Here is a 13,472-nt window from a genome sequence, read left to right on the forward strand (position 1 = left end):
GCCTGATTGTTTTGGTGAGGGTTGTTTTCGCAAACGCTGCGTTTCCAAAACGTGTCGGTCCATGCACTTGCATCCATCGAGCCGGATGGCTTAAGTGCCGCTCCGGCACTCCCGCTGAAGCCTGAGGACATCCATGGCCTACAATATCGTCACGATCGCTGGCAGCCTGCGCAAGGAAAGCTTTTCGCTGAAGATCGCCAATGCCTTCGCAAAACTCGCGCCGAGCTCGCTCTCGCTCGAGGTCATCACGCCTGCGGGCATCTCGTTCTTCAACCAGGACCTCGAGGGTGCACCGCCCGCCGACTGGCTGGCGTTCCGCGAAAAGCTTCAGAAGTCGAACGGCGTGCTGTTCATCACCCCCGAATACAACCGCTCGATTCCCGGCGTGCTCAAGAACGCCATCGACGTCGCCTCGCGCCCCTATGGCAAGAGCTCGTTCCTCGGCAAGCCGGTCGGCATCGTCTCCAACTCGCCGGGACCGCTCGGCGGCGTCAGCGCGGCCAAGCATCTCCAGAATATCCTGCCGGGCATTGCAGGCCCGATCCTGCAGCAGCCGGAGATCTACCTGAACGGCGTCGGCGACGCTTTTGATGCGGCCGGCAATCTGACCAAGGACGCGCTGAAGACCGTGCTCCAGCAGTACATCGACGCCTTCGCCGCGCATGTGGCGAAGAACCAGGGCTGATCGTTCCCGCTTGCCCTTGTCTAAGTCGTCGTCATGGCCGGGCCTGTCCCGGCCATCCACGTCTTTCTTGTCGTGGTGACGAAGAACGTGGATGCCCGGCACAAGGCCGGGCATGACGGACGGAGATACGGGCGTCTAGAGTTAGCACTCCGTTAACCGACCTGTTCGATCTTGGCAGGCATGGTCACCCGTGCCCGCCTCAAATCTATCCTGACCGGTCTTGCCCTCTACACGATGGCGGCGGCGATCGTCGGCTATTTCGGCATCAACGCCTATACCGGCAAATACGGCCTGAACGCCCGGCAGGAGCTCGATCAGGAGATCATCGCCCTGACCTCGGAACTCGCACGGCTGAAGCAGGAGCGGGCCGAGGGCGAGCGGCGGGTGTCGCTGCTGCGCGCGGACAAGATCGACCCCGACATGCTGGACGAGCGGGCGCGCTACCAGCTCCAATATGTCAACCCGCACGATCTGGTCCGGATCATCAACCAGAACTAACGCTTTCGCGCCCTCCGAAACCGAATTCGAAAGCCGCACGGCGAGCACGGCGGCGGTTGTTCCGTCTATGCCGAAGGTCGGTACCGGCGGCGGCGCCAGGCGTCTTGACGGCGGCCGCGCGCAGGGCTCATGGCTTGATAGGCGCCGTCATCCGGAGTTGACGCAGATCAACCTGACGGCGCCGGCATGAACTAAACTGCCTTTCGGAGGAAACAGTGATGAATGGGCAAACGCTCCAGCATCACGCGGCTCGCGTTGAGGCCGCCATTGCGTCAGGCCAGGCGGCACGTTCCGCGCTTGTGGCCTCGTGGTGCCGTTCCTCCCGTTTGCATCATCTTGATCCCTCCGGCCGCCGGATGCCGACCCGGCTCACCGAAGCCGAGCTGTTTTACGCGCGCGAGCGCATCGCGCCGCTGCTTGCAGCCGCGCAAGGTGCGATGGACCGGCTCTACCAGGCGGTCGGCGCCGCCGGCTGCTGCGTGCTGCTCGCCGACGGCGAGGGCATTCCGGTCGATCGTCGCGGCACGCCGGCCGATGACGCGACGTTCCAGTCCTGGGGCCTGTGGACGGGCGCGCTGTGGAGCGAAGAGCACGAAGGCACGAACGGCATCGGCACCTGCCTGGTCGAGCAACGGCCGCTCACCATCGACCGCGACCAGCACTTCTTCACCCGCAACACGCTTTTGAGCTGCACCGCCGTGCCGATCTACGACCACGAGGCGGCACTGGCGGGCGTGCTCGACGTCTCCTCCTGCCGCGCCGATCGCACCGACGCATTCTCGAATTTGATTGCACTGGCCGCGGGCGAAGCCGCGCGGCGCATCGAGGCCGACCTGTTCCGCCGCGCCTTTGCCAATGCCCGCATCGTGCTGACACCGTCGGCGGAGGGGCAGGGCGGCGGCCTCGTGGCCGTCGATGCCGACGATCTCGTGATAGGTGCGACCAGATCCGCCCGGGTCGGACTGGGGATCGTGCCCGGCCGCCCGTGGCAACCGGTGCCCGCAGCCGACCTGTTCGGCGACGATACGGCGTGCGACCACCTTGCCGGCGGTCAGCGCGCCGTGTTGCAGCGGGCGCTGTTGCGCGCGGGCGGCAACGTTTCGGCGGCCGCCAAGGCGCTCGGCGTCAGCCGCGCCACGCTCCATCGCAAGCTCAAGCGGTTCGAGCTGCGCGCGCACTGAGCGTCCGCCTTCCTTCCACTCACACGTCTGCCCCTCGAGATGAGGAGGCCGCCACCGGGCCGCGCGCAGCCATTCTTCGCGACAGCGGGCGAGACGGCTCCTCTGGGTGAGGACAAGTGCTCGTTGTCCCATCACCTGTCGCAGTTCTGCGACAGGTCCGCCGCACCGTCGCTCCCGCCCGGGCTGACAAAAAACGTCTTCCGCGAGATCGTCCCGGCAAGTCGCACGGAGGCGAAACGCCCGCGACGAATTGCTCACACAGCAACAACCGGGAGTGAACATGAACAAGGTCGAGTTCCTTAACGTCAGCAAGAATCCCTTTGCCGAGCGCTATGACAATTTCATCGGCGGCAAATTCGTCGCGCCGAAAGCCGGCAAGTACTTTGACAACACCTCGCCGGTGACCGGCAAGGTCGTGTGTCAGATCGCCCGCTCCGATGAGCAGGACATCGAGGCGGCGCTCGACGCGGCGCATGCCGCCAAGCACGCCTGGGGACGCACCAGCGCGGCGGAGCGCTCGGTCATCCTCAACAAGATCGCCGACCGCATGGAGGCGAATCTGGAGCGGCTCGCGATCGCCGAAACCTGGGACAACGGCAAGCCGATCCGCGAGACCCGCGCTGCCGATTTGCCGCTCGCCATCGACCATTTCCGCTACTTCGCCGGCGTCGTGCGCGGGCAGGAAGGCACCATCGGCGAGATCGATGACGACACCGTCGCCTATCATTTCCACGAGCCGCTCGGTGTGGTCGGTCAGATCATCCCCTGGAACTTCCCGCTGCTGATGGCCTGCTGGAAGCTTGCGCCCGCGATCGCCGCCGGCAATTGCGTCGTGCTGAAGCCGGCCGAGCAGACCCCGGCCTCGATCATGGTCTGGGCCGAGATCGTCGGCGACCTCCTGCCGCCCGGCGTCCTCAACGTCGTGAACGGCTTTGGCCTCGAAGCCGGCAAGCCGCTCGCCTCCAGCAAGCGGATCGCCAAGATTGCGTTCACCGGCGAGACCACGACGGGCCGGCTGATCATGCAATATGCCAGCCAGAACCTGATCCCTGTTACCCTCGAGCTCGGCGGCAAGTCGCCAAACATCTTCTTCAAGGACGTCACCGCCGAGGATGACGATTTCTTCGACAAGGCGATCGAGGGCTTCGTCATGTTCGCGCTGAACCAGGGCGAGGTCTGCACCTGCCCGAGCCGGGCGCTGGTCCACGAAGCCATCTATGACCGCTTCATGGAGCGGGCGCTGAAGCGCGTGGCCGCCATCGTGCAGGGCGACCCGCGTGATGCCGCCACCATGATCGGCGCACAGGCATCCAGCGAGCAGTTGGAGAAAATTCTTTCCTATATCGACATCGGCAAGCAAGAAGGTGCCAAGGTCCTGGCCGGCGGTAACCGCGCCAACCTGTCGGGCGATCTCGCCAGCGGCTTCTACGTCCAGCCGACCGTGTTCCACGGCCACAACAAGATGCGGATCTTCCAGGAGGAGATCTTTGGCCCGGTCGTCTCGGTCACGACCTTCAAGACCGATGACGAAGCGCTGTCGATCGCCAACGATACGCTTTACGGCCTCGGCGCCGGGGTCTGGAGCCGCGATGCCAACCGCTGCTACCGCTTCGGTCGCGCCATCCAGGCGGGCCGCGTTTGGACCAACTGCTACCACGCCTATCCCGCGCATGCGGCGTTCGGCGGCTACAAGCAGTCGGGCATCGGGCGCGAGACCCACAAGATGATGCTCGATCACTACCAGCAGACCAAGAACCTGCTGGTCAGCTACAGCCCGAAGAAGCTCGGCTTCTTCTGATCGGTGCAATCAGGGCGGCGCAAGAATCTTCTCCCATTGCGCCGCCCTGGACTGGCGGGGCACGGCTCATGCACGACAAGGTCAGCGCGACGGACGCAGCTCTGAAGCTCCTGGCTGAAATCTGTGCTGATCACGGCCCCGTCCTGTTTCACCAGTCCGGCGGCTGTTGCGACGGCTCCTCGCCGATGTGCTATCCGGCCGACGAGTTCATCATCGGCGAGCACGACGTGCTGCTCGGTCATATCGGCGGCATGCCGGTCTATATCAGCGGGGCGCAATTCGAGGCCTGGAAGCATACCGACCTGATCATCGACGTCGTTCCGGGACGCGGCGGCATGTTCTCCTTGGACAATGGACGGGAGCGGAGGTTCTTGACGCGGTCACGAATCTGTTCGCGCGGCGGCGACGATTAGAATTGTTGCTGGATCGGCACAAAAGATTTTGCAAAATTTCGGGCACGCTGCACTGCGGCATAATGAATGTCGCGTGCCGGCGCTGCGGTGCTTTCACAGGCGTTTGAGTTGGGTTAGAGAGGGCCTAGTTTTCTCCGACCCGGAATTCCCATGGCCTCACCCAAAAAAGCCGCTGACAAGACCAACGGCAGCTCCCCTCCGGAATTCACCAAAGAACAGGAACTCAAGGCGCTTCGGGACATGCTCCTGATCCGCCGTTTCGAGGAGAAGGCGGGCCAACTCTACGGCATGGGTGCGATCGGCGGCTTCTGCCACCTCTATATCGGCCAGGAGGCCGTGGTAGTTGGTATGCAGATGGCGCTGAAACAGGGCGATCAGGTCATCACCGGCTACCGCGACCACGGCCACATGCTCGCCTGCGGCATGGATGCCAATGGCGTGATGGCCGAGCTCACCGGCCGCCGTGGCGGCTACTCCAAGGGCAAGGGCGGCTCCATGCACATGTTCAGCATGGAGAAGCAGTTTTACGGCGGTCACGGCATCGTCGGCGCCCAGGTCTCGCTCGGTACCGGGCTTGCCTTCGCCAACCATTATCGCGGCAACGACAATGTCAGCGTCGCCTATTTCGGCGACGGTGCTGCGAACCAGGGCCAGGTCTATGAGAGCTTCAACATGGCGGAGCTCTGGAAACTGCCGGTGATCTACGTCATCGAGAACAATCGCTACGCCATGGGCACGGCGGTGTCGCGCGCCTCCGCGCAGCAGGATTTCTCCAAGCGCGGCGCGTCCTTCAATATTCCCGGCAAGCAGGTCGACGGCATGGACGTCCGCGCGGTGAAGGCCGCGGGCGACGAGGCGGTCGCATGGTGCCGTGCCGGCAAGGGCCCCTTCATCCTGGAGATGCAAACCTATCGCTACCGCGGCCACTCGATGTCCGACCCCGCAAAATACCGAACGCGCGAGGAGGTCGAGAAGGTTCGCCATGACCAGGACCCGATTGAGCAGGTGCGCAATCGCCTGCTGGCGGCCAAGGTGAGCGAGGCCGACCTCAAGGCGATCGACGCCGAGGTGCGCGACATCGTGAATGCCTCCGCCGACTTCGCCCAGCATGATCCCGAGCCGGATGCGTCCGAGCTCTGGACCGACGTCTACCGCTAATCGCGCGCAAGCTTTCTTTTGGAGTCGATATGCCAATTCAAGTGCTGATGCCCGCGTTGTCGCCCACGATGGAAAAGGGCAACCTCGCCAAGTGGCTGAAGAAAGAGGGCGAGACGATCAAGTCGGGCGATGTCATCGCCGAGATCGAGACCGACAAGGCGACGATGGAGGTCGAGGCGACCGATGAGGGCACGCTCGGCAAGATCCTGATCCCCGAAGGCACCGCCGACGTTGCCGTCAACACGCCGATCGCGACCATTCTTGCCGATGGCGAGACGGCCGCCGATCTCGCCAAGGCGCCAGCCGCGCCCGCGCCTGCTGTCGCGCAGGAAGTCGCCGAGTCTCGCTCGCCGGTCGGCGAAGGCAAGCCGATGATCTCGGCTCCGAAGGCTGCGGCTGCACCTCAGGCCGTTGCCGAGCCCGATCCCGAAGTGCCCGCCGGCACCGCGATGGTGACGCAGACGATCCGCGAAGCGCTGCGCGATGCGATGGCCGAAGAGATGCGCCGCGACGCCGACGTCTTCGTCATGGGCGAAGAGGTCGCCGAATACCAGGGTGCCTACAAGGTCACGCAAGGCCTGCTCCAGGAGTTCGGGCCCAAGCGTGTCATCGACACGCCGATCACCGAGCACGGCTTTGCCGGCGTCGGCGTCGGCGCGGCCATGACCGGCTTGAAGCCGATCGTCGAGTTCATGACCTTCAACTTCGCCATGCAGGCGATCGACCAGATCATCAATTCGGCCGCCAAGACGCTCTACATGTCGGGCGGTCAGATGGGCTGCTCGATCGTATTCCGCGGACCGAATGGTGCTGCAGCCCGCGTCGCCGCGCAACACAGCCAGGACTACGCGTCCTGGTATTCGAATATCCCGGGTCTCAAGGTCATCGCGCCGTTCTCGGCCGCCGACTACAAGGGCCTGCTCAAGGCCGCGATCCGCGATCCCAATCCGGTGATCTTCCTCGAGAACGAGGTGCTCTACGGCCATACGGGCGAAGTGCCGAAGCTCGACGACTACGTGATCCCGATCGGCAAGGCGCGCATTGCGCGCGCGGGCTCCCATGTCTCGATCATCTCCTGGTCGAACGGCATGACCTATGCGCTGAAGGCCGCCGACGAGCTCGCCAAGGACGGCATCGAGGCCGAGGTCATCGACCTGCGCACGCTGCGGCCGATGGACACCGAGACCATCATCAACTCCGTCAAGAAGACCGGCCGCGCCGTCACGGTCGAGGAGGGCTGGGCGCAGAGCGGCGTCGGCGCCGAGATCGCCGCGCGCATCATGGAGCACGCCTTCGACTATCTCGATGCACCGGTCGCGCGCGTGTCGGGCAAGGACGTGCCGATGCCCTATGCCGCGAACCTGGAAAAGCTCGCGCTGCCGTCGGCGGCCGAAGTGGTCGAGGCCGCCAAAGCCGTCTGCTACAGGTAGATCATGGCAGGGCCCAAGGAGCAGCCACTGCCGCCCGACGTGATGGCCCGCGAGGATGCGATCGAGATCCTGCGCGTGTTCGTGCTCGACGGCGGACTGTCTATGGCGTTCCAGCGGGCTTTCGAAGAGCCCGACATGTGGGGCTTGCTCTTGGTCGACCTCGCCCGCCACGCCGCGCGCGCCTATGCGCGCGAGAGCGAATACACCGAGGAAGAGGCCCTTGGCCGAATCCTCGAAATGTTCGAGGCGGAAATCCAACGGCCGACCGATCTCGGCACCACCACACCGCGCGGACAGAAGGGTCACTGACGCGTGGCAATCAACGCTTTGAAAAGTTTTTCGTGAGGTCAGCATGCCCATCAACATCCTGATGCCCGCTCTCTCGCCGACCATGGAGAAGGGCAACCTCGCCAAGTGGCTGAAGAAGGAAGGCGACAAGGTCAAATCCGGCGACGTCATCGCTGAGATCGAGACCGACAAGGCCACCATGGAGGTCGAGGCGATCGACGAAGGCACGATCGCAAAGATCCTGGTGCCCGAAGGCACGCAGGACGTGCCGGTCAACGACGTGATCGCTGTGCTCGCGGGCGAGGGTGAGGACGTGAAGGCCGCCGGTGCTGCGAAGCCCAGCGCATCCGCCGCGCCACCCAAGGCGGTCGAGGCGCCGGCGGCTGCGCCTGCTGCACCCGCGCCGAAGGCCGCACCGGCTCCTGCCGCTGCACCAGTGCCCGCCGCTGCTCCCGCAGCACAAACCAACGGGCAGGGTGGCCGCGTGTTCTCCTCGCCGCTGGCGCGCCGGCTCGCCAAGGACGCCGGCATCCAGATTTCCATGGTCACCGGCACCGGCCCGCACGGCCGTGTGGTGGCCCGCGACGTCGAGCAGGCGAAGGCCGGCAAGGGCCTGAAGGCGCCGGCCGCGGCGCCATCAGGTGCGCCCTCGATCGCGCCGACCATGTCGGACAAGCAGATCCTGTCGCTGTTCGAGCCCGGCTCCTACGACATCATCCCGCATGACGGCATGCGCCGGACCATCGCGCAGCGGCTCACCGCCTCGATCCAGAACGTCCCGCATTTCTATCTCACCATCGACTGCGACATCGGCAAGCTCCTGGTCGCGCGCGAGGAGATCAATGCGGCTGCTCCCAAGGACAAGGAGAAGAAGCCGCTCTACAAGATCTCGGTCAACGACTTCGTCATCAAGGCGATGGCGGTCGCGCTCCAGAAGATCCCGAACTGCAATGTGAGCTGGACCGAAAGCGGCATGGTCAAGCACCACCATTCGGACGTCGGCGTTGCCGTCGCAATGCCCGGCGGCCTGATCACGCCGATTATCCGGAAAGCGGAGACCAAGACGCTGTCCACCATCTCCAACGAGATGAAGGATTTTGCGACTCGCGCCCGTTCCCGCAAGCTGAAGCCCGAGGAGTATCAGGGCGGCACCACGGCCGTCTCCAACCTCGGCATGTTCGGCATCAAGGACTTCACCGCCGTGATCAACCCGCCGCATGCAACGATTCTGGCGGTCGGCACCAGCGAGGAGCGCCCGGTCGTGCGCGGCGGCAAGATCGAGATCGCGCAGATGATGAGTGTGACGCTGTCCTGCGATCATCGCGCCATCGACGGCGCGCTCGGCGCTGAGCTGATCGGCGCGTTCAAGCAGCTCATCGAAAACCCCGTCATGATGATGGTCTGAGGCGCGGGCTGAGGGCACCAAGGTGCATGTCCGGACACGCGTTCCCTGGATATCCCTGCTGCTCGCAGCCGCGCTGCTGGTCAGTCCTGTCGGTTACGAACTCATCCGCGATGCGTTCTTTGCCCGCGAGCAACTGACGCGAAACATCGTCCAGCCGATCGTCTTCACCGGGTTTGCGATCATCGCCGGTGTCATCGCGCTGGAGTGGTTGGTGAGACTATTTATCCAGAAGCGCCGCGCCCGCGGCGCTACGATTTGAGTTGAATGGGAGCCGCCATGGCCGACACGTCCTTCGACATCATCATCATCGGCTCCGGCCCCGGCGGTTACGTCACCGCGATCCGCGCCGCCCAGCTCGGCTTCAAGGTCGCGATCATCGAAAAATCGTATCTCGGCGGCATCTGCCTGAACTGGGGGTGTATCCCGACCAAGGCGCTGCTGCGCTCGGCCGAGATCTACCACTACATGCAGCACGCCAAGGACTATGGCCTGTCGGCGGAAAAGATCTCGTTCGATCCGAAGGCCGTGGTGCAGCGTTCGCGCGGCGTCTCCAAGCGCCTCAACGACGGTGTCGGCTTCCTGATGAAGAAGAACAAGGTTTCGGTGATCTGGGGTACCGCCTCGATCGACGCCCCCGGCAAGGTCACCGTGAAGAAGTCCGACGTCGAGGCGCCGAAGGGCACGCTGGGCGAGGGGACCTATCAGGCCAAGCACATCATCATCGCGACCGGCGCGCGGCCGCGCGTGCTGCCGGGGCTCGAGCCCGACAAGAAGCTGGTCTGGACCTATTTTGAGGCCATGGTGCCGGACCGGATTCCGAAGTCGCTGTTGGTGGTCGGCTCCGGCGCCATCGGCATCGAGTTCGCGTCGTTCTTCCACACCATGGGAAGCGACGTCACCGTGGTCGAGGTGCTGCCGCAAATTTTGCCCGTCGAGGATGCCGAGATCGCTACGCTTGCGCGGAAACGCTTCGAGAAGATGGGCATCAAGATCATGTCCTCGACCAAGGTGACAAAACTCGACAAGAAGACCGACAGCGTCGTTGCCACCATCGACGACGGCAAGGGCAAGCCCGTCACGACCGAGTTCGAGCGCGTGATCTCTGCAGTCGGCGTGGTCGGCAATATCGAGAATCTCGGCCTCGAAAAGCTCGGCGTCAAAACCGACCGCGGCTGTGTCGTGATCGACGGCCTCTGCAAGACCAACGTGCCCGGCATCTACGCCATCGGTGACGTCGCCGGTCCCCCCATGCTCGCGCACAAGGCCGAGCATGAGGGCGTGATCTGCGTCGAGGCGATCAAGGGCCTGCATTCGCATCCCATGGACAAGAACATGATCCCGGGCTGCACCTATTGCCATCCGCAGGTCGCCTCGGTTGGTCTTACGGAAGCCAAGGCGAAAGAGAACGGCCGCGAGATCCGCGTCGGCCGTTTCCCCTTCGTCGGGAACGGCAAGGCGATCGCGCTCGGCGAGGACCAGGGCCTCGTCAAGGTGATCTTCGACAAGAAGACCGGCCAGCTCCTCGGTGCGCACATGATCGGCGCTGAAGTCACCGAGCTGATCCAGGGCTACGTCGTTGCGATGAATCTGGAGACCACCGAAGAAGAGTTGATGCACACGGTCTTCCCACATCCGACGCTGTCGGAGATGATGAAGGAAGCCGTGCTGGATGCCTATGGGCGGGTGCTGAATATCTAACGGGCGCCCGCCGCCCGCCGCCGTCATTGCGAGCGAAGCGAAGCAATCCAGACTGCCTCTCCGGAAAGATTCTGGATTGCTTCGCTTCGTTCGCAATGACGGGCTGAGAGAGCCGTTTGCAAAATAAGAAGGAAATCACCCCGTGCACGACAACGACAACCTCACCATCGAACGCCCGACCTTCGTCACGCATCTCGAATGCGCGATGGAGGGCGACCATTACACGGCCGACCAGGTCCACAACCTCTCCAAGGCCGGCAAGCCGCTGCTGGTCCGCTACGACCTCACGAGGGTGAAGAAGGCGCTGACCAAGGACGCACTCAAGGAGCGCCCCGCCGACATGTGGCGCTATCGCGAGCTGCTGCCGGTGCGCAAATGCAAGGATATCGTCTCGCTCGGCGAGGTCACCACGCCGCTGATCCGTCTGCCAAAACTGTCGCAAAAGCTCGGCGGCGGCGAGATCATCGTGAAGGACGAAGGACGCCTGCCGACCGGCTCGTTCAAGGCGCGCGGTCTCGTCATGGCGGTGTCGATGGGCAAGGCGCTCGGCATCACGCACATGGCGATGCCGACCAACGGCAATGCCGGTGCGGCGCTCGCGGCTTACGCGACCTCCTGCGGCATCAAGACCACGATCTTCTGTCCGGCCGACACGCCCGAAGTGAATGTCAGCGAGATCGAGCTGCAGGGCGCGACCGTCTATCGCGTCAACGGCTATATCGACGATTGCGGCAAGATCGTCGGCGAGGGCAAAGCAAAAGTCGGCTGGTTCGACACCTCGACTCTGAAAGAGCCGTACCGCATCGAGGGCAAGAAGACGATGGGCCTCGAGCTCGCCGAGCAGCTCGGCTGGGACGTGCCCGATGTGATCTTCTACCCGACCGGCGGCGGCACCGGCCTGATAGGCATGTGGAAGGCTTTTGACGAGCTGGAGAAGATCGGCTTCATCGGCGCGAAGCGTCCGCGCATGGTCGCGGTGCAGGCGTCCGGCTGTGCGCCGATGGTGCGGGCCTATGACGCCGGCACCGAGCATGCCACGCGCTGGGAGGACGCGCACACCATCGCGTCCGGCATCCGCGTGCCGCAGGCGATCGGCGACTTTTTGATCCTGCGCGCGGTGCGCGAGAGCAAGGGTTTTGCGATCGCGGTCGACGACGACAAGATTTCGGCGGCACTCAACGAGGTCGCGCGCGAGGAGGGGCTGTTGCTCTGCCCGGAAGGCGCTGCCACCTACGCCGCCTACAAGCAGAGCCTTGCCGACGGCCGCGTCACAAAGAACGATCGCGTGATGCTGTTCAACTGCGCGACCGGCCTCAAATATCCGCTGCCGCCGGTCACACGCACGCTCGACCGGCACAAGCCGCTCGATTACGCGCAGTTCTAGCGGCAATACGTCACGAACGATCCCTCTTCCCGGTTGCGGGGAGAGGGCAATAAGAATGACGACGCCGGGAGGACAAAATGAAAAAAGCCGTTTGGGCTGCTTTGCTTGCCGTTCTCGCTTTCACCGGCGCGGCGCGCGCCGATAATTTTCCCTCGCGTCCCATCACCATCATCGTGCCGTTCTCGGCCGGCGGTCCGTCGGATGCGATGGCGCGCATCCTCGCCGAACGGATGAAGGTGACGCTGGGGCAGGCGCTGCTGGTCGAGAACGTCACCGGCGCCGGCGGCTCGATCGGGGTGGGGCGCGCCGTGCAGTCGCCGCCCGACGGCTACACCATCTCCTTCGGCCATCTCGGCACCCATGTCGCGAACGGCGCTGTCTACAAGCTCAACTACGATCTCGTCGCCGACCTCGTGCCCGTGGTGCTGCTGCCGAGCAATCCCATGATCGTGGTCAGCAAGAACGCGGTGCCGGCGAAATCGCTTGCGGAGCTGATCGCCTGGCTCAAGTCGCGCACCTCGCCGGCGACCGCGGGCACGGCCGGCGCAGGCTCCGGCAGCCATATCGCCGGCGTCTATTTCGAGAGCGCGACCGGGATCAAGCTGCAATATGTGCCGTATCGCGGCACCGGACCGGCGCTCAATGACCTCATCGCGGGTCAGATCGACGTCATCGTCGACCAGACCTCCAACTCCATCAACCAGGTCCGCGCCGGCACTATCCGTGCCTACGCCATCAGCGACGACAAGCGGCTGGCATCCGCGCCTGACATTCCGACCGCGCAGGAAGCCGGGCTCAACGGCTTCACCATGACGTTGTGGTCGGGCATGTGGGTGCCGAAGGGCACGCCGAAGGACATCGTCGCAAAGCTCAACGCCGCCGCCGTCGAGGCGCTCGGCGATCCCGGCGTGAAGAAGCAGATGGAAAACCTCGGCCTCGAAATGCCGCCGCAGGGCCAGCTCACGCCCGAGGCGCTCGGCGCCAAGCAGAAGGCCGAGATCGCAAAATGGTGGCCGATCATCAAGGCCGCCAACATCAAGGTGGATTGAGAGGAAGGCTGCTCGCGGTCAGAAGGGATCGAGAGCGCAGACTTTTCCATTGCGCAGCGTCATGCGCTCGCTTTTCCGCGATCCTCCAACGCGGTTTCGAGGCATTTGATCAGGGCCGAGGTCGAAAAGGGCTTGGGCAGGAAGCAGGCTCCCGCCTTGAGCGCGCGGGTGTGGGTGGCCTCATCGGGAAAGCCCGTGATGAGGATGAATGGCGTCAGTGCGCCCCGGCCGCGCATCTCCGCCATCAAGTCAAATCCGCTCATTTTCGGCATCTGCACGTCTGTGATCACGCACGACGTGTCGTTCAGCTCGGCCGAATGCAGAAATTCCTCGGCGGACGGAAACGTGTGAGCGACGTATCCGCGCGACTTGAGCATATTTTTCATCGCGGCCCGAACGTAGGGATCGTCGTCAATCACGGAAATGACCGAAGGCATCGACAAGGCGTAGGCTCCCGACATCGGATGCGCCTGCGAGAAATCCGG

General features: G+C 64.1%; 14 protein-coding genes. 13 read left to right on the forward strand and 1 reads right to left on the reverse strand.

From position 1 onward, the window contains the following. Positions 1–133 precede the first annotated feature (133 nt). The 13 genes from JQ632_RS19600 to JQ632_RS19660 all read left to right on the forward strand — a co-directional run bounded on the left by JQ632_RS19600 (position 134) and on the right by JQ632_RS19660 (position 12,987). Positions 134–685 (forward strand): NADPH-dependent FMN reductase, encoded by a 552-nt coding sequence (locus JQ632_RS19600; RefSeq protein ID WP_212404212.1) that lies wholly within the window; start codon positions 134–136, stop codon positions 683–685. Positions 686–865: 180 nt separating this feature from the next. Continuing rightward, positions 866–1,183, forward strand: a complete 318-nt coding sequence (locus tag JQ632_RS19605; RefSeq protein WP_212404213.1) for a septum formation initiator family protein — start codon at positions 866–868, stop codon at positions 1,181–1,183. 218 nt (positions 1,184–1,401) lie between these two features. Then, the gene (locus JQ632_RS19610) at positions 1,402–2,364 is read left to right on the forward strand and encodes a GAF domain-containing protein (protein WP_212404214.1); all 963 of its coding nucleotides are present in this window, start codon (positions 1,402–1,404) and stop codon (positions 2,362–2,364) included. Positions 2,365–2,644: 280 nt separating this feature from the next. Beyond that, positions 2,645–4,162 (forward strand): aldehyde dehydrogenase, encoded by a 1,518-nt coding sequence (gene adh, locus JQ632_RS19615; RefSeq protein WP_212404215.1) that lies wholly within the window; start codon positions 2,645–2,647, stop codon positions 4,160–4,162. A gap of 68 nt (positions 4,163–4,230) precedes the next feature. Continuing rightward, positions 4,231–4,575, forward strand: coding sequence for a DUF779 domain-containing protein (locus tag JQ632_RS19620; protein WP_212404216.1), 345 nt, complete (start codon positions 4,231–4,233; stop codon positions 4,573–4,575). 150 nt (positions 4,576–4,725) lie between these two features. Further along, positions 4,726–5,733, forward strand: coding sequence for a pyruvate dehydrogenase (acetyl-transferring) E1 component subunit alpha (pdhA, locus tag JQ632_RS19625; RefSeq protein ID WP_212404217.1), 1,008 nt, complete (start codon positions 4,726–4,728; stop codon positions 5,731–5,733). 29 nt (positions 5,734–5,762) lie between these two features. Further along, a complete protein-coding gene (locus JQ632_RS19630) occupies positions 5,763–7,163 on the forward strand; it encodes a pyruvate dehydrogenase complex E1 component subunit beta (RefSeq protein WP_212404218.1) in 1,401 nt (466 codons plus the stop codon). A 3-nt stretch (positions 7,164–7,166) separates the two neighbouring features. Further along, the gene (locus tag JQ632_RS19635) at positions 7,167–7,472 is read left to right on the forward strand and encodes a DUF5076 domain-containing protein (RefSeq protein WP_212404219.1); all 306 of its coding nucleotides are present in this window, start codon (positions 7,167–7,169) and stop codon (positions 7,470–7,472) included. A gap of 43 nt (positions 7,473–7,515) precedes the next feature. Continuing rightward, positions 7,516–8,856, forward strand: coding sequence for a pyruvate dehydrogenase complex dihydrolipoamide acetyltransferase (locus JQ632_RS19640; RefSeq protein ID WP_212404220.1), 1,341 nt, complete (start codon positions 7,516–7,518; stop codon positions 8,854–8,856). 22 nt (positions 8,857–8,878) lie between these two features. Continuing rightward, positions 8,879–9,115 carry a hypothetical protein gene (locus tag JQ632_RS19645; protein ID WP_212404221.1) on the forward strand — a complete coding sequence of 79 codons (237 nt, stop codon included), beginning with the start codon at positions 8,879–8,881 and terminating at the stop codon, positions 9,113–9,115. Between the two features lie 17 nt (positions 9,116–9,132). Beyond that, positions 9,133–10,554: a dihydrolipoyl dehydrogenase gene (gene lpdA, locus JQ632_RS19650; protein ID WP_212404222.1), complete on the forward strand. Its 1,422-nt coding sequence runs from the start codon at positions 9,133–9,135 to the stop codon at positions 10,552–10,554. Positions 10,555–10,696: 142 nt separating this feature from the next. Then, a complete protein-coding gene (locus tag JQ632_RS19655) occupies positions 10,697–11,938 on the forward strand; it encodes a threonine synthase (protein ID WP_212404223.1) in 1,242 nt (413 codons plus the stop codon). A gap of 77 nt (positions 11,939–12,015) precedes the next feature. After that, complete coding sequence (locus JQ632_RS19660; RefSeq protein ID WP_212404224.1) at positions 12,016–12,987, forward strand: tripartite tricarboxylate transporter substrate binding protein BugD; 972 nt, start codon at positions 12,016–12,018, stop codon at positions 12,985–12,987. A 59-nt stretch (positions 12,988–13,046) separates the two neighbouring features. Here the strand turns inward: JQ632_RS19660 and JQ632_RS19665 are convergent, their stop codons facing one another. Then, positions 13,047–13,424 carry a response regulator transcription factor gene (locus JQ632_RS19665; protein ID WP_409363499.1) on the reverse strand — a complete coding sequence of 126 codons (378 nt, stop codon included), beginning with the start codon at positions 13,422–13,424 and terminating at the stop codon, positions 13,047–13,049. Positions 13,425–13,472: the final 48 nt, after the last annotated feature.

The sequence above is a fragment of the Bradyrhizobium liaoningense genome (assembly GCF_018130955.1).
In the GTDB taxonomy this organism is placed as follows: domain Bacteria; phylum Pseudomonadota; class Alphaproteobacteria; order Rhizobiales; family Xanthobacteraceae; genus Bradyrhizobium; species Bradyrhizobium liaoningense_C.

Coding starts and splice junctions, on each gene's coding strand:
- JQ632_RS19600 (WP_212404212.1), top strand. CDS start 134: ATGGCCTACAATATCGTCACGATCGCTGGCAGCCTGCGCAAGGAAAGC.
- JQ632_RS19605 (WP_212404213.1), top strand. CDS start 866: ATGGTCACCCGTGCCCGCCTCAAATCTATCCTGACCGGTCTTGCCCTC.
- JQ632_RS19610 (WP_212404214.1), top strand. CDS start 1,402: ATGAATGGGCAAACGCTCCAGCATCACGCGGCTCGCGTTGAGGCCGCC.
- adh (WP_212404215.1), top strand. CDS start 2,645: ATGAACAAGGTCGAGTTCCTTAACGTCAGCAAGAATCCCTTTGCCGAG.
- JQ632_RS19620 (WP_212404216.1), top strand. CDS start 4,231: ATGCACGACAAGGTCAGCGCGACGGACGCAGCTCTGAAGCTCCTGGCT.
- pdhA (WP_212404217.1), top strand. CDS start 4,726: ATGGCCTCACCCAAAAAAGCCGCTGACAAGACCAACGGCAGCTCCCCT.
- JQ632_RS19630 (WP_212404218.1), top strand. CDS start 5,763: ATGCCAATTCAAGTGCTGATGCCCGCGTTGTCGCCCACGATGGAAAAG.
- JQ632_RS19635 (WP_212404219.1), top strand. CDS start 7,167: ATGGCAGGGCCCAAGGAGCAGCCACTGCCGCCCGACGTGATGGCCCGC.
- JQ632_RS19640 (WP_212404220.1), top strand. CDS start 7,516: ATGCCCATCAACATCCTGATGCCCGCTCTCTCGCCGACCATGGAGAAG.
- lpdA (WP_212404222.1), top strand. CDS start 9,133: ATGGCCGACACGTCCTTCGACATCATCATCATCGGCTCCGGCCCCGGC.
- JQ632_RS19660 (WP_212404224.1), top strand. CDS start 12,016: ATGAAAAAAGCCGTTTGGGCTGCTTTGCTTGCCGTTCTCGCTTTCACC.
- JQ632_RS19665 (WP_409363499.1), bottom strand. CDS start 13,424: ATGCCTTCGGTCATTTCCGTGATTGACGACGATCCCTACGTTCGGGCC.